The organism is Primorskyibacter flagellatus (genome assembly GCF_048268605.1).
Classification (GTDB): domain Bacteria; phylum Pseudomonadota; class Alphaproteobacteria; order Rhodobacterales; family Rhodobacteraceae; genus Primorskyibacter; species Primorskyibacter flagellatus.
Genome location: NZ_JBLWVF010000013.1, coordinates 1 through 13,004 on the forward strand (window position 1 = coordinate 1; position 13,004 = coordinate 13,004).

General features: G+C 59.1%; 12 protein-coding genes and 1 pseudogene. 8 read left to right on the top strand and 5 right to left on the bottom strand.

Annotation, left to right across the window (positions count from 1 at the left end; translation table 11 throughout):
* Nucleotides 1-98: pseudogene (locus ACN0WV_RS13680) on the top strand (integrase); the annotation flags it as partial.
* A gap of 163 nt (nt 99-261) precedes the next feature.
* A complete protein-coding gene (locus tag ACN0WV_RS13685) occupies nt 262-984 on the top strand; it encodes a hypothetical protein (RefSeq protein WP_417606504.1) in 723 nt (240 codons plus the stop codon).
* Nucleotides 985-1,499: 515 nt separating this feature from the next.
* Here ACN0WV_RS13685 and ACN0WV_RS13690 read toward each other — a convergent pair.
* A complete protein-coding gene (locus ACN0WV_RS13690; protein WP_414006106.1) occupies nt 1,500-1,637 on the bottom strand; it encodes a hypothetical protein in 138 nt (45 codons plus the stop codon).
* Nucleotides 1,638-1,904: 267 nt separating this feature from the next.
* Nucleotides 1,905-3,188, bottom strand: a complete 1,284-nt coding sequence (locus ACN0WV_RS13695; RefSeq protein ID WP_417606506.1) for a DUF4238 domain-containing protein — start codon at nt 3,186-3,188, stop codon at nt 1,905-1,907.
* Between the two features lie 503 nt (nt 3,189-3,691).
* Here ACN0WV_RS13695 and ACN0WV_RS13700 point away from each other — a divergent pair.
* Both ACN0WV_RS13700 and ACN0WV_RS13705 read left to right on the top strand, forming a co-directional pair.
* Complete coding sequence (locus ACN0WV_RS13700; RefSeq protein ID WP_417606508.1) at nt 3,692-5,029, top strand: AlbA family DNA-binding domain-containing protein; 1,338 nt, start codon at nt 3,692-3,694, stop codon at nt 5,027-5,029.
* Nucleotides 5,029-5,277 (top strand): hypothetical protein, encoded by a 249-nt coding sequence (locus ACN0WV_RS13705; protein WP_417606509.1) that lies wholly within the window; start codon nt 5,029-5,031, stop codon nt 5,275-5,277. Before ACN0WV_RS13700 ends, ACN0WV_RS13705 begins: the two co-directional genes overlap by 1 nt.
* A 153-nt stretch (nt 5,278-5,430) precedes the next feature.
* On the opposite strand, the gene kdsA is transcribed toward ACN0WV_RS13705, so the two are convergent.
* The 3 genes from kdsA to ACN0WV_RS13720 all read right to left on the bottom strand — a co-directional run bounded on the left by kdsA (nt 5,431) and on the right by ACN0WV_RS13720 (nt 8,532).
* Nucleotides 5,431-6,276, bottom strand: coding sequence for a 3-deoxy-8-phosphooctulonate synthase (gene kdsA, locus ACN0WV_RS13710; RefSeq protein WP_417606511.1), 846 nt, complete (start codon nt 6,274-6,276; stop codon nt 5,431-5,433).
* 240 nt (nt 6,277-6,516) lie between these two features.
* Nucleotides 6,517-7,833 carry an ATP-binding protein gene (locus ACN0WV_RS13715; RefSeq protein WP_417606513.1) on the bottom strand — a complete coding sequence of 439 codons (1,317 nt, stop codon included), beginning with the start codon at nt 7,831-7,833 and terminating at the stop codon, nt 6,517-6,519.
* A 141-nt stretch (nt 7,834-7,974) separates the two neighbouring features.
* The gene (locus tag ACN0WV_RS13720; protein WP_417606515.1) at nt 7,975-8,532 is read right to left on the bottom strand and encodes a rhodanese-like domain-containing protein; all 558 of its coding nucleotides are present in this window, start codon (nt 8,530-8,532) and stop codon (nt 7,975-7,977) included.
* A gap of 127 nt (nt 8,533-8,659) precedes the next feature.
* On the opposite strand from ACN0WV_RS13720, the gene pedF reads away from it, so the two are divergent.
* From pedF to ACN0WV_RS13740, 4 genes are read left to right on the top strand one after another with little or no spacing between them, the layout of a single operon-like run.
* Nucleotides 8,660-9,334 carry a cytochrome c-550 PedF gene (gene pedF / locus ACN0WV_RS13725; protein WP_417606516.1) on the top strand — a complete coding sequence of 225 codons (675 nt, stop codon included), beginning with the start codon at nt 8,660-8,662 and terminating at the stop codon, nt 9,332-9,334.
* A 4-nt stretch (nt 9,335-9,338) separates the two neighbouring features.
* Nucleotides 9,339-10,091: a quinoprotein dehydrogenase-associated SoxYZ-like carrier gene (locus ACN0WV_RS13730; RefSeq protein ID WP_417606518.1), complete on the top strand. Its 753-nt coding sequence runs from the start codon at nt 9,339-9,341 to the stop codon at nt 10,089-10,091.
* Nucleotides 10,088-11,053, top strand: coding sequence for a quinoprotein relay system zinc metallohydrolase 1 (locus ACN0WV_RS13735; protein ID WP_417606520.1), 966 nt, complete (start codon nt 10,088-10,090; stop codon nt 11,051-11,053). Before ACN0WV_RS13730 ends, ACN0WV_RS13735 begins: the two co-directional genes overlap by 4 nt.
* Nucleotides 11,054-11,101: 48 nt before the next feature.
* Entirely contained in the window at nt 11,102-12,967 is a 1,866-nt protein-coding gene (locus ACN0WV_RS13740) for a PQQ-dependent methanol/ethanol family dehydrogenase (protein ID WP_417606521.1), read from the top strand.
* Nucleotides 12,968-13,004: the final 37 nt, after the last annotated feature.

A 13,004-nucleotide genomic window follows, 5' to 3' on the forward strand; every position in this document is an offset into this window, starting at 1 on the left:
AACTGCTGTTGGGTCACACCAAGATGGACAGCACTGTCAGGTACCTCGGCGTCGAGCTTGAAGATGCGCTGGTGATCGCCGAAGCTATCGAAATCTAAACCGCTGGGCCGTCGCCACAGACGGCGGAAAGCCGCCATAAGCCCCATGCATGAACGGGGCGCCTACCGCACGAAAATGCTGTGATCGCTGCCAATCATCTAAACGGGCTTCCCACAATACTCCTACGTTGTGCGCTCTATCAAACAATGGTTTTCTGTGACGATGGAAGCCCTCGAAAACCTACTGCAATTGCCCTACCAAACCCTTGCCATCTTGGTTGCGGGTTACTTGTCCTATCGCCTTGCATACACGGGTCGTGACCCAACGCACAAAACGTTGGATACGCTGGCGATAGCGCTGGTGTTTGCATTCGTGGCACAGGCTGCGTCAGCGGGATTCTTGACCTTCTACAACTGGAAATATCCAGCCCCATCGGGCAGCGAATTGCCGTTGTGGTTAGGCTACAGCGCAAGCGTTGGCGGTATCGTTGTCGCATTACTGGCGGCTGGGGCGTGGCGCAAACTCAATAATAAAGCTTTGCCATGGACTCTCAGAAAGCTAAGGATTTCCTCCGCCGATAGATATCATGCAGCGTGGGAGAGTGTCATTGCCAACGAAGACTCTGGCCCATCGTCAATCACGATTGTGAAAAAGGACGGTGCGAAACTAATGTCAGAGAAGTTGGCCGACTTCGAGAATGCGCCCTTTGGTCCGGCAATCCTAGGCAGTGACGGCTCTGTCGCAATCTACGTCACACATTTCAAGGATGTTGATGCGGAGGACTGGGAAAGCAACGAAGTTGATTATGCAGACTGGGGGCCAGAGATTACGGTTATCCCTGCGAGTGAAATTGCAGAAATAAGAATCCGTCACAGCCGCAAGCCCTCTATCCTGAGGATGTGGGGCCGTAAGAAGACCGACGATAGCACCAACGGGGCTGAGTAGCCCGCGAAAGTCACTTCTTAGGCGGTGGCGGCGAAGCGGGAGCACTGGGGATGGGTCTGGCGTTGTCGGGGATGTAGACGGGTCCGCCACCTGACTGTGCTTGAACGCCTGACTGCGCTTCAAATGGCATAGCGTTACCTCTTGGGTGGCGGAGGCGAAGACGGGGCCGCAGGCATAGGACGGGTGTTCGTCTCCGGGATCGGACGCGACGGCGGCGTGGTAGGACGCGGCGGCGTGGGCGGTGCGGACGGTTTTCTAGTCATTGGTTTACCTCTTCGGCTTGGGAGGTGGCGACGATGCCGGTTTGCTGGCAACAGGTTTCTGTGACCTTTCAATGACAACTCTTGCGGTGGGCGGCTTCGGCGACGTGTTTGTCATGCTCTACCTCTTTGGTTTGGGCGGTGGTGGTGTCCCCGGTGCAGCGGCACGTGGTTGTTGCGATCCTTGTACCCGGACCTCTCCCCGCTGACGCGGGACCTGTTTGGGCTTTGGTGGCGGTGGTTTCTTTGGCATGCTCAGCGCTTCGGTTTAGGCGGCGGTGGTGCGGAAGGTGCGCTTGCCATCGGTTGTTGAGAATTGATCGAAATGCGCGAGTAATCCGGTTTGGCAACCATCATCTCGATTTGCTCAGTCTTGGTTTCTTCTTTGCTCAACTTCGCGCCCCTCTGACTCGGTAGTTTGTCAGAGCATAAGGAAAACACGGCTTCGCTTCTAGCATGATCTGACGTAGGGACACCTGACTAGCACAAGATGTTGCGTGTTGCCATGCTGTTGGGAGACTGGAGGCCGCGTAGCGGCGGACGCCACCTTTTCATTTATTGCGCCAAGGGTGCTCGAAATGTAATCGTTCTCTAACGAAAAGTTGTCTTCGTGCTTTCGGCGCGCGGCCACGGTTCAAGATGGATTGCCCTATGGAGCGTCTAATCTTTCAAGCCGGATGAAGTCCGCTTCAATCGTCGCCGCCGTGCTTTCTCCCCCGGAAGTCTAAGGTACTCTTTATCCCGTTCGCACTCTGACTTGTGATAGTCATCGCCCATTGACCAGCGAATTTCACGGTCGCCGTAATCAAGCTCGACTCCGCGATAGCAAGGCCCCATTTGAGCCGACCATTCCGCCTTGAATTTCTGCATGGCCTGCCATTCGTGTTCTTCCAGTTTCTTATCCTCATACCCCTCTTGCCAAGGCTTGCGACCGTAAGCGTCCCATCCGTCGCTACCGCCGCCTTCAAAGCCGACGAAAGTCGTTCCTCCGCCATGGATATGGCGCGGGTCAGGCATGAATAGATATCCGTCTCCCAGCTTTCGCCAGTGTAGCGAGCGTAGACGCTTCTCAGGAAACAGCCACTCCTTGACCGGGGAAGCGATGTACCGAAACGCGCTCCGTTTGGTGACGTAATTGATTTCAACAACTTCTTCTTCGGAGAGATACCGATAGTGCTGAATATCCATCATATTGAAAAGCGCCGCCGGTCGAAAATACTTCGGGTTTGGCCTCAGCTTGAAAGCATTCTGGAACGGGTCGCGCACCCATGCAAGGTTCGTGAGGATAAGAAGCTTATCCGGCGATAGCGGGAAGTATGTGTGAGTTGCGACCATGCGGATATCAGGATCATTGTAGCCCGAGCACCATTTGGACGCCGGAAAGCATTCGCGGTTGTATGCGATCACGGGATGGTCAGAAATAATGAATTTCGTCGGCGATTTGCTGGCATCCGCAATCTGCCAGACAGCTTCGCCCCAGATGTTGCAGAAGATGTTTTGAATCCGCTGCATTTCATTGAGGGTTCTGTTTTTGCTGATACCGCCGAGGATGGATCGAAGCCATCCCAACCCCTTTGGCGTGCGAAGTTTCTGGACACTCATGTAAGGTAGAAGCGTATTGAATGCGTCACCTGACTCGGAGTTGAATTCAAAGTCGGCAAAGTGTGCGACTGCGGCAGGACCGCTGTTATCAAGCTGTCCGAAAAAGAATCGCTCAATGTCGCGGTTTTCGATGCTGCCCCATCTGGTCGTATAGAGGTCGTTTTGCGCGAAACACTTGGCAGGCCCCCAATGCAGCAGCGCACGCCGCGTGTAGGAGCGGCCATTGTTTGTCACACGATCCGGGCGCAAATCCAAATACCATTGCTTGTGCTGCCCCGCCGGAAGGAAGCGCTTCTGATACCATTCGGGTACGTAGTGGTTGTGCTTGTAGTCCTGCTTCATGGTGCGCCTGTATGCTCCGCTGAACGGTTCTAGGCAAGCGGTAGGTTCACGATACGTTCTTTCTCCGTAGCTTCCGCCCTGACAGGTCACGTGTCCCAACCGCAGCGAACTTCGGCTTTGCCGCCCCTCAATGACTTTCGATCATACCGCAGCGAACGGCAGATCTGGGCGGTGATGCAATTTCGCTTTGCCGAAGTGCAGCTGGGGACTAAGGATTTCTTCCTGCGGAACAACCAAGGGCGCACAAGCCATCCTGCTTCGCCAAGCTACGCTCGATGCACTACAAATTGCAGATTGATCCCCCAAGAACACTTGATATTGTGAAAACACTCTAAGGTAGAGAAATCAAATGATTGGTCTCCATGATCGAGTTCGAATGCGCAGTTAAGGAACTTCCCTACGATACGATCCTCTCCGCCGCATTACTCGCAGGAATGCAACAACGGAAGTGCGTCATAATCAGTTGATTTTCGAATCGATTAGAAATTTGCCAAGGGAAGTAAATGCCTAACATTGAAGAACTTCAGCCATTTCTCATTGAACCGCGCGAGAATCTGGCTGTGGAGTATAAGACTTGGCTCGACTTCACGACTAATGAGCACAGGGCCGTTCTGGCCAAGGCCAGCATCGCCATGGCCAATCATGGTGGCGGCTACATTATTGTCGGGTTCGACGATCAAGGTCACCAGCTAGAACCAATCCCTAGGCCAGCCAACGTCCCGGAGGTATCTCAGGATGCCGTTAATGCAGCCATTCAGCGGTTTGCCGCGCCGGCATTTCATGCTGAAGTTTACAGTGTTCCCCATCCGACCAGTGGCGTTGTCCATCCCGTGATCGTCGTGCCTGGGAATATGACCGAACCGGTCATGAGCAAGCGGGATTGCCCCGGGGTGATTGCCCAGAACCGCTGCTACATTCGGAAGCCCGGACCTCGAAGCGAAGAGCCCCAGACGGGTGACGAATGGCGTGAGCTCCTGCGGCGCTGCGTTCTAGCTGGCCGCGAGGATATGCTCGGGGCTATCCGCACCATCGTTTCCGGCCGTGTCGAACCGGCAGACCTGCCACCTGATGCACGGGCCGAACTGCACGCCTTTGTTGAGCAAGCTCGAGCCCGCTGGGCAGAGTTGTGCGCTGATCTCCCCGAAGATGCTTCAGCGCGTTTCTTTCATGGCTATTACGAAATGGCCTTTTCGCTTTTGGGAGCGGCGCCGGTGCCGAACCTAGGCGAGTTGCAGGGCCGCCTGCAGGCCGCGCACCGGCTGAAGCTGACGGGTTGGCCCACATTTCTCATGCTCAACACTGTTGAATGGGCGCCCTATCCCCATGAGGACTTCGTGGAGGCGTGGGTCGGCAGGCAAGCTGCCCGCGAGCGCAACTTTGAAGATCCGGCCCATAGCGACTTCTGGCGAGCGTCAAAGGAGGGCAAGTTATATACGATCCGAGGATACACGGAAGACAGCATTGTCGACAGGCTAGTGCCGGGGGCGGTGCTCGACATCACTTTACCGGTCTGGCGCGTAGCAGAAGGTTTGCTTTTCGCAGCCCGGTTTGCCGACACATTTCAGGACGTCGAGGCCATCGCGGTTGAATGCCGTTTTACTGGCTTGGGCAATCGCGTTCTAACCAGCATGAACGGGAAGCGTGCGGTATTCGATGATCGAACCAGCCATACGCCGGAAATAGTGCTCACTGGCCAAGTCACATTGGACCAGGTGCGCGACAACCTCACGGAATTCTTGCATCAGCTTCTGACGCCGCTTTATGAGAGGTTTGACTTTTTTCCGCTTTCGAACGAGCTGGTCGATACCGAACTGGGGCGCTTGCGCGGGGGGCAGTTCTGATGCCAACCGGTGGTGCAATCGTCTGGTACATCGAGCCCCAAGGCTTCGCCCTGCAGTCATTGATGATAGGCGCGCATCAACTGAAGGACGGTTCGACCTACGAATCCGAAGCGATGTGGCAAATGCCTGACGGCGTCGTGCATTACGAGGTCATCCTGTTGAGCCGGGTGGGCAATGACGTGGAGCGAGAACGCGTCGAGAGGTTGAAGCAGCTAGCCGAACTGCAGCAGCCGGACGCCGCACCGTAGGAGGGTGGTTTGGGCTACGAGCACACTAACCATGGTAAATGGTCTGAGGCTGAGGTCGCGCAAATTGCGCCTGCACGGGTTCTGGAAACTTATGCCAGAGTTAGTCGCCTTTGAAGAAGTGTCGCCATACGTAGGCGGTAAAGTATTGAATGGTTAGTTTAAATCCAACTCAGGCATACTCTTTACCAAATCATCAACCGCCTTCATTTGCGTCAGAAAATCCTTGAGACGATCCAATGGCAGAGCGCTGGGACCGTCACATTTTGCGTTATCCGGATCAGGGTGGGCCTCAAGGAACAAACCTGCGATCCCTATGGCCAAACCCGATCGACCCAATTCTGCTACTTGATTACGACGGCCACCAGACGCGTGAGACATCGCTTCTCTCATTTGCAGCGCGTGGGTAACATCAAATATGATCGGCGCATCATCGCTGCACTCTTTCATGGTTCTAATCCCGAGCATATCAACGACGAGATTATCGTATCCGAAGCACGAGCCGCGCTCACACAGCATGATACGATCATTGCCGCACTCTCGAAGTTTCTCGACAAGGTTTCTGACTTGGGATGGGCTCATAAACTGAGGTTTTTTCACATTTATCGCCGCGCCCGTGGCGGCTACGGCTGCGATTAAATCGGTTTGCCGCGCCAGAAAAGCAGGCACCTGCAGAACATCGCATATCTCTGCTACTGGTTCAGCTTGAGCGACTTCATGCACGTCAGTAATGACCGGCACGCCAAACTCAGCTTTGATTTCCTGAAGCACCCTCAGCCCTTCATCCAAGCCGGGCCCTCTGTAGGAGTGAATTGATGATCTGTTTGCTTTGTCAAACGATGCCTTGAAAATATATGGAATGTCCAGTTCCCGCGAAACGGACACGAAAGCATCAGCGACACGAAAGGCCAAGTCGCTTGACTCGATGACGTTCATCCCGCCTATCAGGGTCATGGATTTACCATTCCCTATGCGAACACCTGCTACCGTTACATCGGCCAAGCGACTTCCCTTCTAATCAGTTTTACAACATTCCCGTCGCGCCGAACGCGAAAGGGGTCGCTCAATGATATTGGGTTTCAGCATAGACGAAAAGGGCTCGCTCCCGACTTTCGCTGCGCCGCAGGGCCAAGCGCTTGGGCGCCCTCGCGCGGCGTCGCTCTCCCGGCCCACACCTGCCGTTCGTTTACTGCGCATCGGATGTCCGGTGTAAGACCTCAGTGACAACTTCCCATGTAGATATCAGGGTTGGATGCGGAAAGACGCGTGAAGGCAGGCGCCAGGATTTCCCTGCTGTCCAGTCAGGAAGAAACGGCCGTTGAAGGCGTCAACACGCTCCCGCATTCCCAGCAGGCCACGCCCTTCTTGCCAGCCAGAGGCCAAACCGCATCCGTTGTCCGTTACCTCTACGGCCAATTCACGCTCGGCTTTGCAAGTCAAACGGATTCTAATCTCGCTTGGCTGGCCGTGGCGCAGCGCGTTGACCATTGCCTCCTGAAGTGTGCGGTAGACCGTGGCGTCAAGGACATCCGACGTCGGCGGCAGAGAACCGGAGATGTCGGCGTGGAAATGCACCTCGGGATGGTCGCAGGCAAATTGCGCGACAAGATCGGTCACCACGTCCTTCAGCGGGAGATTACCAATGGTTGCCGGCCGGAGCGTGTCCAGGATGCGCCGATTGGCGCTTCTGATGCGGCTTACAAGCAAGTCGATATCCTCGGCCTTTTCACCGACGCCACCGGAGGCGTTGCGCAACCCATCCGCCATCACGCTCAGGCCGAACAGGCACGGCCCAAGTTCATCGTGCAATTCCCGCGCCAGTACCCGCCGCTCGTCCTCACGCAATTCAAGCAGTCGCGAAGAAAGGGTGCGGCGTGCGTCCTCGGAAGCCTCCAAGGAGGCCGCAAGCGTGACGATACCTTGCCAGATTTCCATGAGGTCAGGTGAGGGTGGGCTGTCCAGACGGTGCGAGTAGTCCCCAGCTGTCAACCGTGCCAACGCGCGTTCGAACTGTTTCAGAGGTGCGAATGCCTGTCCGACCAGGACTGTCAGCGCAATCAGAAGAACGCCGGTCGCCCCGATCCAGACGAAGAACAGGGCTTCTACATCCTCCCAAACTTCGGCGGCTTCGTCATCCGGGTTGGCAATGACCTCGATCGCTCCGAACGGTTTCATCGGTGAGGAGCCGACCGGGATCGAGATGGCCGGGATCTCCGGTGCGACCCAGTCGAGGAACCACTCCGGGGCGTCCTCGTCCTCCTGCTCGGACACGGCAAGTTCAATGATGTCGCTATTGTTACTTTGGACGTAACGTATGCGGACATGACGCGGGGCGGCGATGACGGTGCGCAGGTCGTCCGCAAACGTCGCCATATCTTCAGTACGTTGACCGGCGAAGTCGCGGATCAGGATCGCCGCGCTTTCCTGCGCAGCGGTGATTTCCCGCGCAACGGCGGTGCGCGCGTTGTCCAACAGAACATATCCTGCGCTCAGCATGACGAGCAGGTGAACGGAGGCGATCAGCAACAGGACACGCCACTTCAAGGTCAGGTGTTGCAAACGTCCTCCTTTGGTCGGGCTCTTGCCGCATTTTTTTTCGTCGAGCCTAAGCTTTGGGGCGCACCTTGCCGATGATACAATGGTCGCGCGCCGGCCAATCCGTCCCGACCAGAATTTCCAAACCTTCCCGGAGGGTGCCGTTTATTCCCGGAGCGGCAGCGGCTCTACAGGCACGAGGCTGTGGCCTGCTGCCTGCCAGTCGTCGATCCCACCGGGATACCAAAGAGCCTTGTAGCCCAAATCGCGCACCCGTTGCACCGCGTTCCAGCTGAGCCAGCAATCAAGCTGGCAAAAGACCACAACCGGCGCGTCTCGCTGAACCCTGTGTGCGAGCGCTGTTCCCAGATACGCCTCCGCCCAAGGTTCGATCACGCCCCAGCCAACCACCGGCAGCCAGATCGCGTCTGGCAGGGTCTGATGGTGCATTGCGTGAATCCATGTCCCGTCCTCCGCGATGTGAAAGCTGCGCAGGGGATGCACGTCAACCAAGACCGCGCTTTTGTCCGTCAATTCAAGCAGATCGCCCGTGGTGACGGATTCGATACCATCGGGCGAGGCCGGGATCGGGGCGCGATACTGCGCCATCCGGAAGCCCGTGAAGGGATCGAACAGGCTATCATCTGCCAGTGCCTTACCCCATTGGGCCAAGGCCATCACGATGCAGGAACAAACGGCAATTCTGGCGGGAGTTTTCGGCATTTTATCAATGACATCAAAGCATTAGACTTATTGGCAGTATACCTGACCGCTCCATCCCGGCAACGTCAAAGCCAAGGTGCCCGCCAGCCGCCGCACCGCTTGAACTGCCGCGAAAGGATCGCCCGGAATGCCAAATACCCTCGTCCGTCTCGCCAGCATTCTGGCCTTGCTCGCTCCGCAGATGGCCTTGTCTCACGGGGATGCCGCACCGCAGGCGGTCGACACCACCGGGCTGCCTGACCTGCCGGAGGAAATGGCACCGGAGAACCCCTGGCGCACTGCCGAGGGCGATCTGATGGTGACCGCGGTGGAGATCGGCGCCAAGGGCTTCAACAGCAACTGTGCGCGCTGTCATGGGCTGGAGGCGATCTCCGGCGGGTTGGCTCCCGATCTGCGCTATCTCGAAGCGGATGACTGGGGCGATGAATGGTATCTGAGCCGCGTTCTGGACGGCTACGAACAGAACGGCGCGGTGAAGATGCCACCTTTCGCGGATATCCTCAGCCAGGAGGCGATCTGGGCGATCCGCACCTATATCGAAACCCGCCCCGACGATCAGGAATTGGCCGCACGCCAAGACGAGTTGCACACCCTGAAGGCGCAGGTCGATGGGTTGAAGGACGACGCCTCCGGCGCGGAGGCCGTGGCGGAGCTGCTTATAGATGTTGGCAGCAGTTTCGAGGCATTGTCCGGCGCGCCGAAATCCGTCACGGCGCTGGAAGAGGCCGCGTTGCTTCTGCGGTCTGACCCGCCGCGGGTGAAAGCCGCCTCGGACGCGCTTCTGGGCATTCTGCGGGACTAATGCGGTGAGCCATCTTCTCCTCCAATCCTTGCCCGGTGGTGGGCCAATGCGTGGGCCGACATTGCCCGCACAGGCCGACCCGTGGGACAGTGGCATGTGGCCGCTCCACCGGGAGGACTGGCTGGGGAACCCCACCTATTGGCGCAATGACGCACGCGTCATCGTGCTGGGGCCGGAGGCGGCGGAGGACGCGATGCACGTGCCTTTCACGCTGGATGCGACAGAGCTGGGCGCGGTGCGGCGGATCGTCGTGACCATCGACTACAGCCCGATCCCGAAGGTGCTGACCTATTGGCCGGGCCGCGCGCTGCCCCTGTTGGGCTTTGGCGTGAAGTATGAATCCGGCAGTCCTTTGCGCGTGTCCGTCGAGACGGCGCAGGGCGAATGGCACATGGGCGGGCATTTCGTCTCTGCCATGGGCGGCGGCTGCACGGCACCTGCGGCGGCGCACGCACGGCCAGATTGGCAGGACGGTTTCGGAGAGATGCGCGCGCGGCTCTGGCCTGACACGGGGCGTCTGCGGGTCTGGCTCCGCCATCCCATGGACACCGGGCTGGCCCCCGGCATCCCGGCGCATCACCTGACGGAAATGGTTCTCACAGATGCGCAAGGCGACCTTGCCCGCATCGACCTGCACGAGCCGGTGGAGGAAAACCCCGCGCTGACTTTCCTTTTGCCCCAAGGCAGCAAAGGTCCGATCACGATCCGCGCCCGTGACACTATGGGATACACCTTCGAGGGTGAGGTGACGGCATGACCCAGAATCGACATATCCGTCGCCGTGCGCTGTTGAAGGCAGGCGTTGCCGGAACCGCGTGCCTTGCCTTGCCGCTGGCCGCCGTGGCTGCTCGGTCCTACGGGTTCGAGGCGCATAACGTCGCCCAAGGCGTCTGGCTGATCGAAGGCGCGCAAGAGGGCTTTGACCGTGCGAACGGCGGCGCAATTGCCAATATCGTCCTGCTGGAGACGCGCGAGGGGGCCATCGTCATCGACACCGGGTCCACCGCGCTCATGGGCGCAGAGGTCCGGGCCTTTGCCGATCAACGGCTTGGCGGTCTGGCGGCGACCCTGATCACACATCACCACCCCGACCACTGGTTCGGCAACGCGGCCTTTGCCGACCGGCCGATCCTGTCGCTTGGTCAAACCGCCGCCTTGGCTGCGACGAATGCCCAAGGTTATTCGGACGCGCTTTACAACATCCTCGGCCCCTGGATGTCCGGCACGACGCCGGTTCCGCCTGATACGCAGGTTGAAGCCGGGTCACATAAGATTGCAGGGCGGCCCCTGAAGCTGCTGCCGTTGCAGGGGCACACACAGGCGGATCTGGCCATCCTCGATGACACGTCCGGCACGTTGATCGGGGGCGATCTGCTGTTCCTCGACCGTGCGCCAAGCCTGCCCGACGCCGATATCGACGCCTGGCAGGACAGCCTCGATCAGCTTGCCGCGCTGCGCCCCTCGGCAACGATCCCCGGCCACGGCCCCTACCACCGCTCCAGCGCGGCCTTGGCACAGACCCGCGCTTATCTGACCGCCACCGATGACCGACTGGCCCGCGCCGCAGAGCTGGGCCTGACCCCGGCCGAGGCGATGGCGGCAGGCCCTGTCCCGGATTTCGCCGGTCTCGGCGCAAACCCGCAGGAATATCACCGCTCCGTCGTCCAACGCTGGAGCGATTACGAACAGCGCGCGCTGAGGAAGATCAGCAACGCCTGACCACTGGCGCCAAAGCCTCGCCACATATTCTTCAAGGAGGAGAAGACAATGACCGGACTGCTCAAGACCACCGTTGCCAGCCTATCGCTGCTGGCCCTGACAAGCGCGCCCGCGCTGGCGGATGTGACGTGGGAGGACATTCTCAACGATCACGAATCCACCGATGACGTGCTGATGTACGGCATGGGCAACAATGCCCAACGCTATTCATCGCTCGATCAGATCAACGCCGACAACGTGCAACACATGCGCCCGGCCTGGGCCTTTTCCTTCGGCGACGAAAAGCAGCGCGGACAGGAAGCGCAGGCCATCGTGCATGACGGCGTGATCTACATCACCGGCTCGTACTCGCGCATCTGGGCGCTGGATGCCAAGACCGGCGAGCGGCTGTGGAAGTTCGAGGCCCGCCTGCCCGAAGACATCCGCCCCTGCTGTGACGTGGTGAACCGTGGCGCGGCGATCTATGGCGACAAGGTCTATTTTGGCACGCTTGACGCCTCGATCTATGCGCTGGACAAGAACACCGGAGAGGTCGTCTGGCGTGAAAAGTTCGGCGACCACAAGGTCGGCTACACCATGACCGGCGCGCCAACCATCGTTAAGGATGCCGAGACGGATCGCGTCATGCTGATCCACGGCTCTTCGGGCGATGAATTCGGCGTGGTGGGCAAGCTTTACGCCCGCGACGTGGACACCGGAGAGGAAATCTGGATGCGTCCCTTCGTCGAGGGCCACATGGGCAACCTCAACGGCGAAGAGTCGGTGGCCACGGGTGATCCGGAGGCGCCCTCCTGGCCGATGAACGAGGCCGGCACCGACAAGAAGGAAAGCTGGTATCACGGCGGCGGCGCGCCCTGGCAGTCGGCCAGCTACGACCCCGAGACCAACACCATCATCGTCGGCACCGGCAACCCGGCGCCCTGGAACACCTGGGAACGCTCCGAAGGCGAGAACTTTCAGGACTTCGACTCGCTCTATACCTCCGGTCAGGCCTATGTGAACCCGACCAACGGCGAGATCATCGGCTTCTACCAGCATACGCCGAACGACGCCTGGGACTTCTCCGGCAACAACGAACTGGTGCTCTTCGACTTCACCGACAAGGACGGGAATGAACACCGCGCCGCCGCCCATGCCGACCGGAACGGCTTTTTCTACGTGACCGACATAGACGCGCTGTCGGACCGCGAGGGCGAAAGCATCAACCGTCCGACGGCGCTGCTGAATGCCTTCCCCTTCGTGGATGACATCACCTGGGCCGAGGGGATTGACCTTGAAACCGGTCGCCCGATCGAGGTCGAGGGCCAGCGCCCGCCGCTGCCCGCAGAGGGCGAGACCAAGGGCGCAACGATCCAGGTCACACCGCCGTTCCTGGGCGGCAAGAACTGGAACCCGATGGCCTACAGCCAGAAGACCGGGCTGTTCTACGTGCCCGCCAACAACTGGACAGAGGACTACTGGACCGAAACCGTCACCTACAACGCCGGTGCCGCCTATCTGGGCCAGGGCTTCCGCATCAAGCGTCTGTTCGACGACCACATCGGCACCCTGCGCGCCTACGACCCCGCCACCGGCGAGAAGAAGTGGGAGCACAACGAGGAATTCCCGCTTTGGGCCGGCGTGATGGCCACGGCGGGCGACCTTGTCTTTACCGGCACTTCGGACGGCTACGTCAAGGCCTTCCACTCCGAGACCGGCGAGCAGCTTTGGGAGTTCAACACCGGCTCGGGCATCATCTCGCAGCCCGTGACGTGGGAACTGGACGGCAAGCAGTACCTGGGCATCGCCTCGGGCTACGGCGGCGCGGTTCCGCTCTGGGGCGGCGACATGGCCACGCTGACCACGCAGGTCAGCCAGGGCGGGTCGTTCTGGGTCTTCGAGATCCCAGACGAGCTGCTGGCCAGCGCCGAATAAGACGGTTGATCGGGGCGGCTTTCGGGTCGCCCCCTGA